The sequence below is a fragment of the Bacillus sp. EU52 genome (genome assembly GCF_037964975.1).
Lineage (GTDB): Bacteria > Bacillota > Bacilli > Bacillales > Bacillaceae > Bacillus > Bacillus subtilis.
Window position 1 is genome coordinate 2,640,685 of the sequence record NZ_CP150177.1, and the last position, 16,636, is coordinate 2,657,320.

The 16,636-nt window shown below is 44.8% G+C and carries 18 protein-coding genes; 4 read left to right on the plus strand and 14 right to left on the minus strand.

Annotated features, from left to right (window positions below; genetic code table 11):
* Positions 1–4: 4 nt before the first annotated feature.
* The 7 genes from NSU05_RS13610 to NSU05_RS13640 form a co-directional block, all read right to left on the minus strand.
* Entirely contained in the window at positions 5–658 is a 654-nt protein-coding gene (locus tag NSU05_RS13610) for an O-methyltransferase (protein ID WP_015251578.1), read from the minus strand.
* A 151-nt stretch (positions 659–809) separates the two neighbouring features.
* Positions 810–1,892 carry an endolytic transglycosylase MltG gene (mltG, locus tag NSU05_RS13615; RefSeq protein WP_029318172.1) on the minus strand — a complete coding sequence of 361 codons (1,083 nt, stop codon included), beginning with the start codon at positions 1,890–1,892 and terminating at the stop codon, positions 810–812.
* 130 nt (positions 1,893–2,022) lie between these two features.
* The gene (locus NSU05_RS13620; RefSeq protein ID WP_003246199.1) at positions 2,023–2,304 is read right to left on the minus strand and encodes a DUF1292 domain-containing protein; all 282 of its coding nucleotides are present in this window, start codon (positions 2,302–2,304) and stop codon (positions 2,023–2,025) included.
* A 17-nt stretch (positions 2,305–2,321) separates the two neighbouring features.
* Positions 2,322–2,738: a Holliday junction resolvase RuvX gene (gene ruvX / locus NSU05_RS13625; protein WP_003229795.1), complete on the minus strand. Its 417-nt coding sequence runs from the start codon at positions 2,736–2,738 to the stop codon at positions 2,322–2,324.
* Positions 2,739–2,745: 7 nt separating this feature from the next.
* The gene (locus tag NSU05_RS13630) at positions 2,746–3,012 is read right to left on the minus strand and encodes an IreB family regulatory phosphoprotein (RefSeq protein ID WP_003225903.1); all 267 of its coding nucleotides are present in this window, start codon (positions 3,010–3,012) and stop codon (positions 2,746–2,748) included.
* 84 nt (positions 3,013–3,096) lie between these two features.
* Positions 3,097–5,733, minus strand: coding sequence for an alanine--tRNA ligase (gene alaS, locus NSU05_RS13635; protein WP_038429391.1), 2,637 nt, complete (start codon positions 5,731–5,733; stop codon positions 3,097–3,099).
* 330 nt (positions 5,734–6,063) lie between these two features.
* A complete protein-coding gene (locus tag NSU05_RS13640; RefSeq protein ID WP_038429392.1) occupies positions 6,064–7,125 on the minus strand; it encodes an AI-2E family transporter in 1,062 nt (353 codons plus the stop codon).
* 156 nt (positions 7,126–7,281) lie between these two features.
* Here NSU05_RS13640 and NSU05_RS13645 point away from each other — a divergent pair, with 156 nt between their 5' ends.
* The 4 genes from NSU05_RS13645 to NSU05_RS13660 are packed head-to-tail and all read left to right on the plus strand — an operon-like array spanning position 7,282 to position 10,237.
* Positions 7,282–8,010, plus strand: a complete 729-nt coding sequence (locus NSU05_RS13645) for an amino acid ABC transporter ATP-binding protein (RefSeq protein WP_017696070.1) — start codon at positions 7,282–7,284, stop codon at positions 8,008–8,010.
* A gap of 21 nt (positions 8,011–8,031) precedes the next feature.
* Entirely contained in the window at positions 8,032–8,853 is an 822-nt protein-coding gene (gene glnH, locus NSU05_RS13650; protein WP_038429393.1) for a glutamine ABC transporter substrate-binding protein GlnH, read from the plus strand.
* 60 nt (positions 8,854–8,913) lie between these two features.
* The gene (locus NSU05_RS13655) at positions 8,914–9,564 is read left to right on the plus strand and encodes an amino acid ABC transporter permease (protein WP_038429394.1); all 651 of its coding nucleotides are present in this window, start codon (positions 8,914–8,916) and stop codon (positions 9,562–9,564) included.
* Positions 9,565–9,580: 16 nt separating this feature from the next.
* Complete coding sequence (locus NSU05_RS13660) at positions 9,581–10,237, plus strand: amino acid ABC transporter permease (RefSeq protein ID WP_003229784.1); 657 nt, start codon at positions 9,581–9,583, stop codon at positions 10,235–10,237.
* A gap of 34 nt (positions 10,238–10,271) precedes the next feature.
* On the opposite strand, the gene NSU05_RS13665 is transcribed toward NSU05_RS13660, so the two are convergent.
* The 7 genes from NSU05_RS13665 to NSU05_RS13695 all read right to left on the minus strand — a co-directional run bounded on the left by NSU05_RS13665 (position 10,272) and on the right by NSU05_RS13695 (position 16,621).
* Positions 10,272–10,403, minus strand: coding sequence for a YrzQ family protein (locus NSU05_RS13665; protein WP_003229780.1), 132 nt, complete (start codon positions 10,401–10,403; stop codon positions 10,272–10,274).
* Between the two features lie 21 nt (positions 10,404–10,424).
* Positions 10,425–10,616, minus strand: a complete 192-nt coding sequence (locus tag NSU05_RS13670; protein WP_003225893.1) for a hypothetical protein — start codon at positions 10,614–10,616, stop codon at positions 10,425–10,427.
* Positions 10,617–10,627: 11 nt separating this feature from the next.
* Entirely contained in the window at positions 10,628–11,152 is a 525-nt protein-coding gene (locus NSU05_RS13675; protein ID WP_080478416.1) for a PRC-barrel domain-containing protein, read from the minus strand.
* Between the two features lie 56 nt (positions 11,153–11,208).
* Entirely contained in the window at positions 11,209–13,605 is a 2,397-nt protein-coding gene (locus tag NSU05_RS13680; protein WP_038429395.1) for an ATP-dependent RecD-like DNA helicase, read from the minus strand.
* Positions 13,606–13,629: 24 nt separating this feature from the next.
* On the minus strand, positions 13,630–14,250 hold the full coding sequence (locus NSU05_RS13685; RefSeq protein ID WP_211197310.1) for a tetratricopeptide repeat protein: 621 nt from the start codon (positions 14,248–14,250) through the stop codon (positions 13,630–13,632).
* Between the two features lie 85 nt (positions 14,251–14,335).
* On the minus strand, positions 14,336–15,451 hold the full coding sequence (gene mnmA, locus NSU05_RS13690; RefSeq protein WP_004398509.1) for a tRNA 2-thiouridine(34) synthase MnmA: 1,116 nt from the start codon (positions 15,449–15,451) through the stop codon (positions 14,336–14,338).
* Positions 15,452–15,478: 27 nt separating this feature from the next.
* A complete protein-coding gene (locus NSU05_RS13695) occupies positions 15,479–16,621 on the minus strand; it encodes a cysteine desulfurase family protein (protein ID WP_038429396.1) in 1,143 nt (380 codons plus the stop codon).
* Positions 16,622–16,636: the final 15 nt, after the last annotated feature.

A 16,636-nucleotide genomic window follows, 5' to 3' on the forward strand; every position in this document is an offset into this window, starting at 1 on the left:
ACGTTCACCTCTTCTTTTTACTAATCGCAAGTCCGTCCCCGACAGGAATAATCGCAGTTTGATAATCCGGATGATTCATCAGCCAATGATTATATTCATCAATTTTTGCTACAAGCCTGCGCCTTCTCTTCGGTTCTATTTTGCTGTAATCCTCTGCCACCAGACCTTTAAACAGCACGTTGTCTGTTATAACCACCCCGTCCGGTGAAAGCATCGGTTCATATAAATGAAAAAAGTTTTGATACTGACCTTTTGCAGCGTCAATAAAAATGACATCGTAAGGCGCGGTTACATGAACGGCGTCGGCTAATTCAAGCGCATCTCCGTAAAAAACATGAATCCGGTCATCAAGCTGAAATTCCTTGATATTGTTTACCGCTTCTTCATGCCGTTTCTCATTGCGTTCAATTGTATATATTTCAGCAGACGGCAGCTCCAGCGCCATTCGAATGGCTGAATAACCAATGGCCGTTCCGATTTCTAGTATTTTTTTCGGCTGTTTCACAGACAAAATTTGAAGCAGCACCTCCATGCCCGCTTTTTCCATAATCGGGACATGATGTTCTTCTGCATATGCTTCAAGCTTCTTCACGTTATCCGGCCGAGGCTTTAATAATGCTTCTATATAGTCATTTATTTGTTCATACCGGTCAGTCACTACAAACAGCCTCCCGTTCTAAAAAGGAGTGCCCCAGTCTTATGCGCAGGACACTCTCTGAATACATCATGATACATCGGTAAACAACCCGATATATTTTATCATAAAACCTTGCGGAAAGCGAACAAAAGGAGAGCTTTTTGCTCTCCTTTTATTTCTCATTTTTTGAGGAAATGTATTTTTCTTTTGCTTTATTATGCTCTTTTAGCGTTTTTGTAAATACGACCTCACCATTTGATTTGGCCAAGAAATACAGATAGTCCGTTTTATCCGGATGCAGCGCCGCTTCCCATGATGACATGCCGGCATTGGCAATCGGCCCTGGCGTCAGCCCTGTGTTTTTATACGTATTGTATGGTGAATCGATTTCCAGATCCTTATAAAGAACCCGATCTTTATGCTTGCCTGCCGCGTACAGGACGGTCGGATCTGTTTGGAGCGGCATTTTCTTTTTCAGGCGGTTATAAAAGACGCTCGCAATTTTATGGCGGTCGGCTTTTTCAGTCGCTTCTTCTTCTATCAAAGAAGCCATTGTCAGCAGCTTATGCACAGAAACTTTGTTTTTCTTCATTTCTGATTTATATGTTTCCACATAAGAATTTGTCTGCTTAATCATTGCCTTGATAATGTCTTCAAGTGATGTGTCCGGATCGTTAAAAGGGTATGTAGCCGGGAATAGGTACCCTTCAAGCGGGTGCTTAATGTTTTTATTGAAAACATCATTTGTCACAGTGTCCGGGAATTCTTTCTTCAGCTGATTGATAAATGTTTCATCGTCCAGCTTCGCTATGACTTGTTTTTTAGAGTATTTTGTTTCATCAGCAATAGCAGCCGCGATTTGGGTCAGCTGTGCTCCCTCAGTCACTGTGATTTGAAAAGCGTAACCTGCAGCCCCGCTTGTCAGCTTCTGAATAATGGCATCTAAATCCATACCTTTATTCAGATGGTAGAATCCGGCCTGAAACCCGGAAGCACCTTTATATTTCACATAGTACTGAAACGCCTTCTCGCTTTTTATGACATCATTTTTCTTTAATATCGATGCGATGGCTGAAACAGACGAACCGCTCGGAATGTTAATATTAACTGTCGTTTTACTGTCTTTTTCAACAGGTTCAAGCAATGATTTCCCATATAAAAATGCCCCGCCAATGATGAGAAACAGCACAACAATGGAAGACAGTATGATTCTTTTTTTATTAAAAAACGATTTTTTTTGCTGATTGATATACATTAGGTCTCCTCCCATCAGCTCTTATACTACATGATTCATTGTATTTCGGCAATTTATTACAAAAAGAGGCCTGCATAAAGCAGAAAAAAGCCGGAGCAGTATAGCTCCGGCTTTGGTTTGGCGCGATGTTTTACTCTTCGTCTTCGTCCGCTAAGAATGTGTTTAGTGTTTCTTCGATCATATCCCATTCTTCGTCAGTTTCAATCGGGAATAGCTCACCGTTTTCACCGTCTTCGTTTGGCGTGAAGCTGGAAGCAAGAATTTCTACTTCTTCGTCATCTTTTGATTCGATTGGATAGTACAAGACATAAGACTTGCCAAACTCTTCGTTTTCAAATGTAAACAGCACTTCACAAAGCTGTTCATTTCCTTGATCGTCAACAATTGTAATATTTTTTTCGCCGTGTTCCATTTTCTTCACCTCTGGCTTTAATTTAAGCTGTCAAGATATCCTTGTAAAATCATAACAGCCGCCATTTTATCAATGACTTTTTTTCGTTTTTGCCTGCTGACGTCAGCTGCAATCAGCATTTTTTCAGCCGCCATTGTGGTAAGACGCTCGTCCCACAGCACAACAGGAACATTGTACGTTGTTTCAAGCACTTTCGCAAATGTTTGGCTGGCTTCGCCTCTCGGGCCGACTGTTCCGTTCATGTTCTTAGGAAAGCCGAGCACGATTTTATCTATAGTATAGTCCTTTATCAGTTCAGATAAACGGGATAAACCATAATCGCCTTCTGCTTCATTTATCTTTATGGTCTCAATGCCTTGAGCAGTCCAGCCCATTTCATCGCTCAGAGCTACACCGAGTGTTTTGGTTCCTAAATCGAGTCCTAATATTCTCATTCTTTATTTACGCCTCTTTATGCTGTTCTAAATAAGACTTTACCAATTCCTCGATTAATTCGTCTCTTTCAAGTTTGCGAATTAAATTGCGAGCGTCACGATGCCTAGGAATATAAGCGGGATCACCTGACAGCAAGTATCCGACAATCTGGTTGATTGGATTGTAGCCCTTTTCCTGAAGCGCGTCATACACTGTAATCAGCACCTCATTTACGTTAGTCTCAGCAGAATCATCGGAGAAATTAAATTTCATCGTTTTATCAAACGAGCTCACCGTTTTGCACCTCTTTCCCAAATTCGCAGGCAAAGTTCAGCCTGGGGTCCTAATCTTACCATCATTCTACACTACATGGGCGAATTATAAAACGGATTTCACCCAATCTTCTACAGAAGCCAAAGCTTCTTCTAATTTTTCCGGCTGTTTGCCGCCTGCCTGCGCCATGTCCGGACGGCCTCCGCCGCCTCCGCCGCAAACTTCCGCAGCTTGTTTAACCAGCTTGCCGGCGTGAAGTCCTTTCTCAATGAGGTCCTTTGTGACTCCGGCAGAGATATTAACTTTATCGTTTTGTACCGCACCAAGCACGATCACCGCAGAGCCAAGCTTTGCTTTGAGTTCATCGACCATAGTGCGGAGATGATTCATGTCTTTTGCATTTACTTTTGCCGCAAGCACGTTTACGCCGTCAACTTCTTTTACTTTCGACAGGATTGCTCCTGCTTCCACGTTGCCTAGTTTTGCAAGAAGAGATTCATTTTCTCTTTGTGCTTCCTTCAGTTCAGCCTGCAGAGCCGCGACCCGTTTCGGCACTTCTTTGATATTTGTTTTCAGCTCGTCAGCGGTCTGCTTCAATACAGAAATCTGGCTGTTCATTTCGACGTAAGCGCCTTGTCCCGTTACAGCTTCAATCCGTCTTGTGCCTGCTCCGATTCCGGATTCAGAAACGATTTTAAACAAGCCGATTTCTGCTGTATTTCTGACATGGCAGCCGCCGCACAGCTCTAAGCTGTAATTTCCAACTTGAACGACACGGACAATATCGCCATATTTTTCGCCGAACAGTGCCATCGCACCCATTTCTTTTGCTTCAGCGATCGGTTTCAAATCAATGCTGACCGGGATGCTCGCCCAGATCTTTTCGTTTACGATTCTTTCAATTTGTTCGAGCTCTTCTTTTGTCACTTGGCCAAAGTGCGAGAAGTCAAAACGAAGACGGTTTTCCGTTACAAGAGAGCCCGCCTGATTGACATGAGTTCCAAGAACATCTTTTAGAGCCTGATGCAATAAATGCGTTGCCGTGTGGTTTTTAATGACGCCGCTTCTCATATGGTCTTCAACTTCAGCCGTAACATGCAGGCCTTTTTGAACAGTACCGCTCTCCACAACACCTTCATGCACATGCTGGCCGTTCGGCGCTTTTTGAACATCTTTAATTCTTACAACTGCCTGCTCGTTTCGGAGATAGCCTTTATCGCCGATTTGGCCGCCGCTTTCTGCATAGAACGGTGTTTCATCAAGAATGATTTGAACGCTTTCTCCTTCATGAGCCTCTTCGATTAATTGGCCGTCCCGAAGAAGCACAATGATATTGGCATCAGCTTTGGTTTGAGAATAGCCGACAAATGTGCTTTCATCTGTCACGTCGCGCAGTGCGCCGCCCTGCACCTGCATGCTGCCTACATCCTGGCGGGCGTTTCTTGCCCGTTCACGCTGCTGGTTCATTTCCTCCTCAAAGCCCTCATGGTCAACCGTCATGTTCTCGTCTTCTGCGTATTCTTCAGTCAATTCAACCGGGAATCCATACGTATCATACAGTTTAAACACATCAGCACCTGAGATAACGCTGCTGCCCTTGTCTTTTTCTTTTTTGATCATTTCTGACAGGATCGCAAGCCCTTCATTAAGGGTCTCATGGAAGCGTTCTTCCTCGGTTTTAATGACTTTTGCGATGAAATCCGCTTTCTCTTTCACTTCAGGATAGAAATCAGCCATGATTTCTGCGACAACCGGCACTAAATCAAACATGAACGGACGATGGATGTTGATCGTTTTGGCATAACGCACGGCACGGCGTAATAAGCGTCTTAATACATAGCCGCGGCCTTCATTTGACGGCAGCGCACCGTCACTGACAGCAAAGGCAACCGTTCTGATATGGTCAGCAATCACTTTAAACGCAGTGTCTTTCACATTGTCTTTGCCATATGTTTCACCAGAAATCGATTCTGTTGCTTTAATGATCGGAACAAACAAATCGGTGTCAAAGTTTGTTGGAACATTCTGGATGACAGATACCATTCTTTCAAGACCCATGCCTGTATCAATGTTTTTCTTTGGAAGCGGTGTGTACGTGCCGTCAGGGTTATGGTTGAACTCTGAGAACACAAGGTTCCATACTTCCAGGTAACGGTCGTTTTCCCCGCCTGGGTAAAGCTCCGGATCTTCTGGATCATTACCGTATGCTTCACCGCGGTCGTAAAAGATTTCCGTATTCGGTCCGCTCGGCCCTTCACCGATATCCCAGAAGTTCCCTTCCAGACGGATAATTCTTTCTTCAGGAATACCGATTTTTTTCGCCCAAAACTCATATGCCTCTTCATCTTCAGGATGAACCGTAACAGAGAGAAGCTCTTTGTCGAAGCCAATCCACTTGTCGCTCGTTAAAAACTCCCAAGCCCATGTAATGGCTTCTTCTTTGAAATAATCGCCGATGGAAAAGTTTCCGAGCATTTCAAAGAAAGTGTGATGGCGCGCAGTTTTACCTACATTTTCTATATCGTTTGTTCTGATCGCTTTTTGAGCGTTTACGATTCTTGGATTTTCCGGCACGACACGGCCGTCAAAATATTTTTTCAGCGTCGCAACACCGCTGTTGATCCAAAGCAGTGAAGGATCCTCATGAGGCACTAATGACGCGCTTGGCTCTACCGCATGTCCTTTTTCTTTAAAGAAATCCAAAAACATTTGACGCACTTCCGCAGAAGTTAAGTGTTTCATTGTATTTCCTCCTCTATAAAAATCGAAATTCTCTTCAGTGACAGCAAAAAAGCCCTCCCCCTATGCAAACCAACGTTTACACAGGGACGAGAGCTGTCTCGCGGTACCACCCTGATTACGGGCATTCATGCGCCCGTCACCTTTAACCCTGTAACGCAGGATAAGCGGCAGTGATTAACTGCACTCAGGATTAGCTTCCTCCGATCTTCTGATAAAGCTCCTTTCAGCTTATGGAGCTTCTCTCTTTAACAGGGCTTCGGCGTACTCAGATCCGTCACTCGAGATTCGTATGTATTCTACGAGAAATTATAGACAAGCGGCACGCCGATGTCAATGCTCCGTCCTCATCCGCAAAAAATGGATCACCATTACTTTTAAAACAGCCGTCGCAGGAACAGCCAGAATCATCCCGACGATTCCCGCAAGCTCCCCTCCGGCAAGGAGTGCAAGCATGATAACGACCGGATGCATTTTAAGGCTTCTGCCGACAATGAACGGACTGAGGATATTTCCTTCCATAAACTGCAGAATAAACACCGTAATCACCACAACAAGAACCGCCTTCACTGAGATCGTCATCGCAATTAACAACGCAGGAACAGCTCCGATGAAAGGGCCAAAATACGGGATGACATTTGTTACTCCAGAGATAAGGCCAAGTATCAGCGGATATGGAAGCCCAAATACCCAGAACGAAATGCCTGCAATCACGCCAAGAATCAAGCAGACCAAAAGCTGGCCGCGGATATAATCGCCAAGCGAATCATCCACATCCCGCAAAAAGGCGCTGCCCCGCTTTCTCCACGACTTCGGAGTCAAGTACCATACTGTCTTTTTCATTAATTCAATGTCCTTCACCATATAAAACACGAGAAAAGGGATTGTTGCAGCAATTAAGAAGTAATCAAGCACATTGCGGATCCCGCTGATCGCACCCTCGATCGTTCCCGCAAAAAACGCCTCCGTCTGGCGGATCATTTTATCTATACGGTGATGCATACCATCAGGCCAGTCATCCGTATGGTTATGCACATGAAGAAGAAGCCCGTTATACGTTTCGGCAAACATGGGTATATTTTCTGACAAATCCGTCAGCTGCACGATTAAAACAGGCACCCCTTTATACAACGCCCAGCCAATCCCGCCAAAAAAAAGAACATAAATAACCAAGATGCTCAAAGTCCTAGGCAATCCTTTGCTATGCAGCCATTCCGTGACCGGAAGCAATAAATAAGATATAAAAATAGAAATGATCAAGGGAATAAAGATCGTTTTTATGACGAGCCAAAAGGGTGACCATAACATATCAAGCATAAAAAAGACATAGACTGTTAACAGAACCAGCAAACAAATAGCCACCCACAACAAAAGCTGCACCGGTTTTTGGAGCATCTGCTTTCACCTCACCTATATCTTTTGAGGTTTACACGGAATTATTCTTTATGTTTCTTTAGTCAGTCAGAAGTCATGGACATTTTTTCACTTTTAATTTTCAGAAAAGTTTGATCATTTACTTTTTTGGTCAAATTTTCTGATAGGAGGATTGCGATGATCACATTTCAAAATGTAAACAAGCATTACGGAGATTTTCACGTGTTAAAACAAATTAATCTTCAAATCGAAAAAGGTGAAGTCGTTGTTATCATCGGCCCATCCGGTTCCGGTAAAAGCACATTGCTCAGATGCATCAACAGACTTGAGACGATCAATGAGGGAGTGCTCACAGTAAACGGCACCGCCATTAACGACAGAAAAACTGATATCAATCAAGTGCGGCAAAATATCGGGATGGTGTTTCAGCACTTTCATTTATATCCGCATAAAACAGTGCTGCAGAACATCATGCTGGCTCCGGTAAAAGTGCTTAGACAATCACCTGAACAAGCAAAGGAAACGGCGCGGTACTATCTTGAAAAAGTCGGCATCCCAGACAAGGCTGACGCCTATCCTTCCCAGCTTTCCGGCGGGCAGCAGCAGCGTGTTGCCATCGCAAGAGGACTGGCGATGAAGCCGGAGGTCATGCTGTTTGACGAGCCGACATCAGCACTTGATCCTGAAATGATCGGTGAGGTGCTAGATGTCATGAAAACACTCGCCAAAGAAGGCATGACAATGGTTGTCGTGACACACGAAATGGGGTTTGCCAAAGAAGTTGCCGACCGGATTGTCTTCATTGACGAAGGAAAAATTTTAGAAGAAGCAGTGCCGGCTGAATTTTACGCGAACCCGAAGGAAGAACGGGCCCGCTTATTCTTAAGCCGTATTTTAAATCATTAAAACAGAAATGGGGGAGCTTGTATGAAAAAGATTTTTTCTTTAGCATTGATTTCTTTATTCGCTGTCATCTTGCTTGCCGCTTGCGGCAGCAAGGGATCAAACGGAGAAGCCTCAAAGGAGAACAAAAAAGATACGCTAGCCGCCATTAAAGACAATGACAAAATTGTCTTCGGTGTAAAAACGGACACTCGACTGTTCGGTCTTAAAAATCCAAGCTCAGGTGAGATTGAGGGTTTTGATATTGATATTGCTAAACAAATCGCTAAAGACATTTTAGGTGATGAGAAAAAAGCTGAATTTAAAGAGGTCACCTCAAAAACAAGGATTCCTATGCTGCAAAACGGGGATATCGACGCCATTGTCGCCACGATGACGATCACTGAAGAACGAAAAAAGGAAGTTGACTTTTCTGATGTCTATTTCGAGGCCGGGCAATCGCTTCTCGTGAAAAAAGGCAGCAAAATCAAGAGTGTCGAGAATCTTGGCAAAGGCTCAAAAGTTCTTGCAGTAAAAGGCTCCACCTCCTCTCAAAACATTCGTGAAAAGGCGCCTGAAGCATCTGTTTTAGAATTTGAAAACTACGCAGAAGCCTTTACAGCCCTTAAATCGGGGCAAGGCGATGCCCTCACCACAGATAATGCGATTTTATATGGAATGGCTGATGAAAATAAAAATTATCAATTAACAGGAAAGCCTTTTACAGATGAGCCTTACGGGATCGCCGTGAAAAAAGGGCAATCTGCTCTCGCGAAAGAAATCAACGCTTCACTTAAAAAGATGAAGTCGGATGGCAGATACGATGAAATTTATAAAAAATGGATCAAAGAAGACCCAGCTGAATAACAACCATCCCGGGATGAGCAGGCGATGCTCATCCCAATTTGATAAGGAGTGAATAGGCAGATGAATGTGTCAATTCTTTTCGATAACTTCAGCATGTATATGGACGGTTTTTACCATACCTTGCTCGCAAGTGTTATCGCGCTGGCCGGCAGTTTTGTCCTCGGCGTTGCTGTAGCGGTTATGAGAATAACAGTCTTTAAGCCGCTGCAATGGCTCGGGACCGCATATGTAGAATTCATCCGCAACATCCCTCTTCTTTTAATTACCTTTGTTTTCTATTTCGGACTTCCAAACGCAGGCCTGAGGCTTGACGGTTTTCAAGCGGGAATGGTTGCTCTCACCATTTATACCTCTGCGTTTATCGCTGAAGCCATCAGAGCAGGCATCCAGTCTGTTTCAAAAGGGCAGATGGAAGCGGCACGCTCGTCAGGCTTTACCTACAGCCAAGCCATGCTCCATATCATTTTGCCGCAGGCAATCAAAATCGTCATGCCGCCTTTAGGCAATCAATTTTTAAACTTAGTCAAAAACTCTTCGATTCTTGGGGTTGTGGCCGGATTGGATCTTATGTACCAAGCCGATTTAGTTTCGTCGAGCACACTCGTTGTATTTGATGTTTATATTTTTGTGGCGCTTTTTTACTTAGTGCTGACGATTCCGCTTAGCATCGGTGTTAACTATCTGGAAAAACGGCTGGAAAAAAGCTATTGATAAGGAGTGAGTTACATTGGATTTCATCGGTGCTTATTCACAGGAGCATTTAGCGTTTTTATGGGATGGCTTTCTCGTCACCTTGTACGTTGCTTTCATCTCCATCATTCTGAGCTTTTTCTTCGGTTTAATCGCAGGCACCCTGCGTTATGCGAAAGTTCCCGTTCTTTCTCAATTGATTGCAGTTCTCGTTGAAACGATCAGAAACCTCCCCTTGCTGTTAATTATTTTCTTTACGTTTTTTGCCCTTCCGGAAATTGGGATTAAGCTTGAAATTACAGCTGCTGCAATTACAGCACTAACGATTTTTGAATCCGCTATGCTATCTGAAATTATCCGAAGCGGACTGAAATCAATTGACAAAGGACAAATTGAAGCGGCGCGCTCCTCCGGGCTGAGCTATACACAGACCCTGTTCTTTATCGTCATGCCGCAAGCGCTTCGCCGCATGGTTCCGCCCATCGTAAGCCAGTTTATTTCTTTATTAAAAGATACATCGCTCGCTGTTGTGATCGCCCTGCCTGAACTGATTCACAACGCGCAAATTATTAACGGCCAAAGCGCAGACGGCAGTTATTTTTTCCCGATCTTTTTACTTGCGGCCCTTATGTATTTCGCAGTCAACTACAGCCTTTCACTCGCAGCAAGACGCCTCGAGGTCCGGCAAACATAGAAAAGGATACTCTTTGGAGAGTATCCTTTTTGCATTAAAACATTTTCGTAATTCTTCTTCTCATCCGCTTCATGCTTCGATTATTCAGCATGTCAGATTGAGTCGCCATTCGGTACACGAGAGCTCCGGCTCCCATTGCCAAAAGAGAAGTCATCGTCCGATTCATCCTGCGCATCTCCTTTCATGATTAAAAATTGATGCTGCGTTCATCCTCAGAAAACAAATCATCCAAGCTGCTTAACGTTCCGTCTTCTTCCACCTGATGAGTTGCAATCTTCCCTTTCGCCACTGTCAGTTCAATAAAACAGCCCCAGCAATAATATTGGTTCACGCCGATTTTGCCGATATCCTTACTTTTGCAATTCGGGCATATAAGCATACCTCACACCTCTATCCGTTCAGAACGATCTCGTCTTTCCGCACCTCGACAAGCGAATCCGCTCTTTGGATCTGGCGCTTGCTTCCCGCCAGGTCAGAAAAGAAACCGTCCGAGAGTTCATATGCTACGATTATGCCCCTGTCCAAACAAAAGTATACATCTTCCAGCATCCCCAATATATCCCCCTCTTGCGATTTCACAAGCTTCATCTTCATCTGCTCGTATGTGAAGCATGTTTTCGGAAGAGGCAGAAGCTGTTCTGAACTGACCGAAGCCAATATGCGGTCATCAAGAATGGAAGAGATATCACACGCCCGTAATAGCGCATGATGATGATGCAAAAAGCGTTTTTGTGCAAGAATAAACCCAAGACAATCTCCTTTCAGAGAAAAACAAATATCGGAAATTGCCCCGAGATAACAAGAAGTTCGTTCTGAGTATACTGGGAATCCTTCTACTTCATGGCATGTTCTCAAAGTGTGATCAACCACCTTTTGTTGAACAGGCTTAGGTTTTGCTTTGCGCCTTAGACTCATACAATGAAATCAATTCCACTGCAAATGAAAAAAACTCCCGCTTGCACGGGAGCATTTTATTGCTGTTCTTCTTTCATAAAATCGAATGGTGTAATGCCTTCCATGCCAATGTTGGCGTCGTGTACGCTGAACGGGAGCTCTTTTTGGAGAGCCTCAAGCTCGGCATCCATTTCCTCAACCTGTACGGACAGCCTGTTTTTTAAGGAGGTCTGTCTGACAGTTGCATCATTATTTTTCACGCCCCACTCCAGCGCCTCCTCCTCACCGCATAAAATGAGAAATTTCTTCGCTCTTGTAATCGCGGTATAAAGAAGGTTTCTTCTGAGCATTCTATAATAGCCTTTCACAACAGGCAAAACCACAATCGGAAATTCACTTCCCTGCGATTTATGAATAGAACAGCAATACGCATGGGTAAATTGATTAAAATCTTTTTTCGTAAATGTCATTTCATTGCCGTCAAAAGAAACGACGGCAATGTCTTCTTTTTCTGTATTTTCCTTTGCATAAAATATCGACGTGATTTCGCCAATATCTCCGTTGAATACATTGTTTTCCGGCTGATTGACAAGCTGCAAAATTTTATCTCCGGTTCTGTAGACAACATCCCCGAACTTCAATTCTCTCCGTTTTTCTTTAGGAGGATTTAAAATGTCCTGCAGCATCACATTCAATTCATTAATGCCGGCTTTTCCTCTGTACATCGGAGCGAGGACCTGAATGTCCTTTGCTGTATAGCCTTTTTTCAATGCATTGGCGACAACCTTCTCAACTACTTCTTTGATTTGCGACCCGCCGCAGCGAATAAAGGAACGGTCCTTTGTCGGGGCAGTCAAATTGTTCGGCAGCAATCCATTTTTCATCTGGTGGGCAAGCTCGACGATTGATGACCCCTCCGCCTGACGATAGATGTCTGTCAGTCTCACAGTCGGAATCACCTGGGATGCCAGCAAGTCTCTGAGCACTTGTCCCGGACCGACAGAAGGCAGCTGGTCTTCGTCTCCGACAATGATGATTTGTATATGATCAGGGATCGCCTTGAACAAATGATTCGCCAGCCATATATCAAGCATACTGGCTTCATCGATAATTAACAGCTTCCCTTCGATCGGCTGATCCTCTGTATGAGTAAAGCCTTCAGCACCGTTCCAGCCAAGCAGCCTGTGTATCGTGACTGCAGGGAGTCCCGTTGATTCACTCATCCGTTTTGCTGCTCTCCCTGTCGGAGCGGCCAAAACAATCGGAAAAGCTTCATCCTTTTTATAAGCTGACGGATCTAGTGACACACCGTGAAGCTCTCCGTAGAGCTCGACAATCCCTCTGATTACCGTCGTTTTCCCTGTTCCAGGACCTCCTGTTAAAAGAAGCATCGGCGAGGAAAGGGCTTTTTGAATCGCTTCCTTCTGGCTGGGGGCATACTGAACGTTCATCCGTTCTTCCAGTTCTCCCAACGCGAGCAAAAACTCTGATTCGGGAAACTGGTTCTCATATTCGGTTTGGCTAGCGATATGTTTCACACGCTTTGCAACGTTTTGTTCTGCGTAAAACAGCGAAGGAAAATAACAGCGGCCATCTTCTATGACAATGTCTTTATTTTCTCCAAGGGCAATAATCGCGTTAGCGGCATCCATTTCTGTGATGCGCTGTCCTTCCCTTGCTGACTGATTTAACAGAGATTGGGTGTCAATGATCAGCTGTTCCGTTTCTATGTACGTGTGCCCCTCTGACAGACAAGTCGTTTCAAGCGTGTACAAAATAGCAGCTTTTACCCGCTCAGGATGATTACCCGAAAGACCCATTCTGCTGCCCAGCTCATCCGCTTTTCCAAACCCGATGCCTTCTACATCCTTCACAAGCTGATAAGGATTTTCCTGAATCTTTTCAAGCGTCTCGGATTCATAGGCTTGATAGATTTTCATAGACAGCTGCGGGCCAAAGCCAAACTGATTCAAGGAAATCATGATTTGCTCCAGTCCCTGATGCCGCTGCAATGCGCCAGCCAGCGTGTCGGCTTTCTTTTTTGAGAGTCTGGGAACATCATAAAGCACTGAAGCGTCAGCCAATATTTTATTAATGGCGCTGTCGCCCAGCTTTTTCACAATTTCTTCAGCTGTTTTTTTGCCGATCCCCTCGAATAAATCACTCGATAAATATTGAATGATGCCTTCCTTAGTCGTTGGAATCTCCTTTTTGAAATGCTCCGCCTGAAATTGGAGCCCGAATTTTGGATGGGTTACGATCTTTCCGTAAAACGTGTAGGTCTCTTCTTCTTGAAGCGCAGGGAAGTAGCCCGTCACGGATACGGCTTTATCTTCAATGGCTTCGGAGGTCTCTGTGACTTTCACTTTCAGAACCGTATATAAATTGGTGTCATTATGATAGATGACTGTGTTGACTGTCCCTTTTAAATAGGGCTCTTCCTCCAGTTTAAGCTGATCCGGATGCTGCTGCACGAGCTGTCCCTCCTCCTGTGCCTGTTATGATGGATCAATCAGTTTTTTAGCATGAAGCGCAAGCATATGATCTGGCTGGATATCGATTGCCTTGTCCAGCATTTCCAGCGCTTTTTCTCGGTTTTCTTTATAAGCATAAGCGACACCGGCATTATAAAATGCATCTGCATGCCCCGGGTCTTGCTCTGTCACAGCTGAGAATTGGCTGAGCGCTTCGTCCAGCATGCCCTCGTTGGCTAAGCACATCCCGAATTGAAAGCGCGCTTCCGTATCGTTTTCATTCAGTTCGACAGCTCTTTGTAAATATGGCAGTGCAAGCTTAGGCTGTTCGAGCTTGACAAGTACCGTTCCGAGCATGTAAAACAGGTCACCGTTTTCCATCCCCGCACGTAGCGCTTTTTCAAACATGTCTTTCGCTTCTTTGTACATTTCTTTTACAACATAGACATTTCCTGCTCCATAATAAGCAGTGGCTGCGCTACTGTCTAATTCAAGCGCTTTATCATAAAACGCAAGCGCACGTTCCAGCTCGTTTACGGATGAAAGCAGGTTGGCAAAATTGATATACGGAATCGCGTCTTCTTTATTTTCTTCAATCGCTTTTGTAAATGCCTCTGCCGCTTTCTCGTAATCGCCTTCCTGCATCGCCTCTATACCGAGTTGATTATAATCCACCGATCATCTTCCTTTCATTAAAAAACCCCAACTCAGTGTTGAGGTTTTTCATCTTTTATACGTACCACAATTTTGTTCCATCTTTGTACACATCATCAATCGTCCCGCCGCCAAGGCATTCTTCGCCGTCATAGAAGACAACGGCTTGTCCTGGCGTTACAGCGCGGACTTGTTCATCAAAGATGACTTCCGCTTCACCCTCGCCAGTCATGCGCACCGTTACTTTATGATCCTCTTGGCGGTAACGGAATTTAGCCGTGCAGGAAATCTCTTCGCCCTTCATGATATCCGAACGTACCCAGCTGATATTTGTTGCTGTGATTTTGTCAGAATATAAAAGCGGGTTATGGAACCCTTGATCCACGTAGAGGATGTTCTTTTCAAGATCTTTGCCTACCGCAAACCACGGCTCGCCGCTTCCGCCGATGCCAAGGCCGTGACGCTGTCCGATCGTATAGTACATCAACCCGTCGTGGCGGCCTTTTACTTCGCCGTCCATCGTCATCATATCGCCCGGCTGTGCAGGGAGATATTGGCTGAGAAACGTTTTGAAGTTGCGTTCGCCGATAAAGCAGATGCCTGTACTGTCTTTTTTCGTCGCCGTTGCAAGTTCTGCTTCTTTGGCGATTTCACGCACACGGCTTTTTTGAAGTTCGCCGATCGGGAACATGACTTTGCTCAGCGTATCTTCTGTCAGCTGATTCAGGAAGTACGTTTGATCCTTGTTTTCATCAATGCCGCGCAGCATTCTGACTTTTCCGCCGCTTCTGTCTACTCTTGCATAGTGGCCAGTCGCTAAATAGTCGGCGCCAAGTGACAATGCATGCTCCAAAAAGGCTTTGAATTTAATTTCTTTGTTGCACAATACATCCGGGTTTGGTGTTCTGCCTGCTTTATATTCATCAAGGAAGTATTGAAATACCTTCTCATAATATTGCTTTTCAAAGTTTACGGCATAATACGGAATTCCGATTTGGTTGCAGACGCGGATCACATCCTCATAATCCTCTGTCGCCGTGCAAAAACCGTTTTCGTCCGTATCATCCCAGTTTTTCATAAAGATTCCGATTACATCATAGCCCTGTTCTTTTAACAGCAGGGCCGCCACAGATGAGTCTACTCCGCCGGACATGCCGACGACGACTCTTGTATCCTCCGGCCGTTTTTCCATTTCATTCACTCCAATTACTAAGCCGCCTTATTGTGTCAGCCGTTTGACAACGTCGGCCACATGTCTGGCAGCAGTTTTCACTTGCTCAGCCGTATTGCCGAGGCCGAAGCTGATTCGAATAGAGGACGTCAGCCGGTCACTCTCTTCGCCGAACATAGCAGTCAGAACATGTGACGGCAGGACTGAACCGGCCGTGCACGCTGAACCGCTGGAGACAGCGACACCAGCCATATCAAGATTGACCAGCAGCGCTTCCACTGACACACCGGGGAAATAAAGATTCAGAACATGCGGCAGACTGTGCTCTTTGTCCCCGTTGATCTCGAATGCCACACCTGTATCTCTAAGCGTGTCGGCAAAGATTGCTTTAAACGATTGATACTTCTCGTTTTTTTCGTCACGTTCTTCACTTGACAGCTTGATCGCTTCTTTCAGCCCGACAATACCTGGAACATTTTCCGTTCCGGCACGGCGTTTTCTTTCTTGCTCTCCTCCGAATAAAAGCGGTGAAAGCTTCACATCTTTACTAGCATATAAAAAGCCTGTCCCTTTTGGCCCGTTGAGCTTGTGCCCGGAAACAGACAGAAGGTCAATATGGCTGTTTTTCACATCAATTGGCAGCAACCCGAATGCCTGAACAGCATCGGTATGAAAATAAGCTTTGTGTTCCTTTAACAGCTCACCGATTTCTTCGATCGGCTGCACTGTTCCAACTTCATTATTTCCATACATCACTGTCACAAGGATTGTATCATCACGCAGTGCTTCTTTCACCTGTTTTGCACTGACTCTTCCATTTTGGTCAACGTCCAGATACGTTATGTCAAATCCGTCTCCCTCAAGTTTTTCACATGTGTGAAGCACGGCGTGATGCTCAATTTTTGTTGTGATGATATGTCTGCCAAGATCTTTTCTTGCAAGTGCGGTTCCCATGATCGCCAAGTTATCAGCTTCCGTTCCCCCGCTTGTAAAAATGATCTCCTGCTCTGCCGCTCCGATTTCTGCTGCGATCTGCGCTCTTGCTTCATCCACCCATTTTCGAGATTCTCTGCCAAATGAATGAATACTGGAGGGATTACCGAAACTGCCGGAGAAGTGCGGTATCATTTTTTCCAGCACGCGCTCATCCATCGGAGACGTTGCGGCATGATCTAAATAAATCCGTTCCATTATGTTTACACCTCT

Bases quoted from the DNA above. Each gene is read 5' to 3' on its own strand.
- NSU05_RS13675 (WP_080478416.1), bottom strand. From the start codon at position 11,152: ATGAGTCTAAGGCGCAAAGCAAAACCTAAGCCTGTTCAACAAAAGGTG.
- NSU05_RS13685 (WP_211197310.1), bottom strand. From the start codon at position 14,250: ATGCAGGAAGGCGATTACGAGAAAGCGGCAGAGGCATTTACAAAAGCG.
- NSU05_RS13620 (WP_003246199.1), bottom strand. From the start codon at position 2,304: ATGGAACACGGCGAAAAAAATATTACAATTGTTGACGATCAAGGAAAT.
- mltG (WP_029318172.1), bottom strand. From the start codon at position 1,892: ATGTATATCAATCAGCAAAAAAAATCGTTTTTTAATAAAAAAAGAATC.
- NSU05_RS13665 (WP_003229780.1), bottom strand. From the start codon at position 10,403: ATGAATCGGACGATGACTTCTCTTTTGGCAATGGGAGCCGGAGCTCTC.
- NSU05_RS13640 (WP_038429392.1), bottom strand. From the start codon at position 7,125: ATGCTCCAAAAACCGGTGCAGCTTTTGTTGTGGGTGGCTATTTGTTTG.
- glnH (WP_038429393.1), top strand. From the start codon at position 8,032: ATGAAAAAGATTTTTTCTTTAGCATTGATTTCTTTATTCGCTGTCATC.
- NSU05_RS13695 (WP_038429396.1), bottom strand. From the start codon at position 16,621: ATGGAACGGATTTATTTAGATCATGCCGCAACGTCTCCGATGGATGAG.
- alaS (WP_038429391.1), bottom strand. From the start codon at position 5,733: ATGAAACACTTAACTTCTGCGGAAGTGCGTCAAATGTTTTTGGATTTC.
- NSU05_RS13670 (WP_003225893.1), bottom strand. From the start codon at position 10,616: ATGCTTATATGCCCGAATTGCAAAAGTAAGGATATCGGCAAAATCGGC.
- mnmA (WP_004398509.1), bottom strand. From the start codon at position 15,451: ATGGAAAAACGGCCGGAGGATACAAGAGTCGTCGTCGGCATGTCCGGC.
- ruvX (WP_003229795.1), bottom strand. From the start codon at position 2,738: ATGAGAATATTAGGACTCGATTTAGGAACCAAAACACTCGGTGTAGCT.
- NSU05_RS13655 (WP_038429394.1), top strand. From the start codon at position 8,914: ATGAATGTGTCAATTCTTTTCGATAACTTCAGCATGTATATGGACGGT.
- NSU05_RS13645 (WP_017696070.1), top strand. From the start codon at position 7,282: ATGATCACATTTCAAAATGTAAACAAGCATTACGGAGATTTTCACGTG.